This is a genomic window from Massilia sp. 2TAF26, from assembly GCF_052115005.1.
In the GTDB taxonomy this organism is placed as follows: domain Bacteria; phylum Pseudomonadota; class Gammaproteobacteria; order Burkholderiales; family Burkholderiaceae_D; genus Telluria.
In genome coordinates this window covers 1-351 of record NZ_JBFRFV010000156.1, presented here as the reverse complement: position 1 = coordinate 351, position 351 = coordinate 1, and the positions used below count along the sequence as shown (strand labels likewise).

The 351-nt window shown below is 64.1% G+C and carries 1 protein-coding gene; it reads left to right on the top strand.

All coding sequences use genetic code 11. The features are described 5' to 3' along the window. Nucleotides 1-272: hypothetical protein (locus tag AB4Z32_RS27925; RefSeq protein WP_442125043.1), on the top strand; the 272-nt coding region annotated here is incomplete at its 5' end. Nucleotides 273-351 lie beyond the last annotated feature (79 nt).

Genomic DNA, 351 nt, shown 5'->3' with positions numbered 1-351 from the left:
GTCTTGTCGGCATCGATCAGGCCGACGCCGTGTGGGCCACCAGCAAAGGCGCCTCTGGTGCGCATCTCTGCCGTAAGGCGGCGATCCCCAAGAATGTTGAACTGGGCGATCCGCCCGGCCAGTCCGGCCGGTTGGAGGCATCGGGCCTCAATCTTCCACGATGGGTGCTCGCTATATGGGTCTGGGTCGTCTGGGCGCGGAGAGAGGCCGAAGCTGTAGTAGGGCGACGAAGACACGACCTCGAACAGCAGGGACTCGAACGCCTCGCGTGAACGGCTTGGGCGCTGCGCCGCTACGCGCGCTTTGACTGTTCGCTTCGTCACTGTGGATGGCGAGCGCAATCGTATCTCC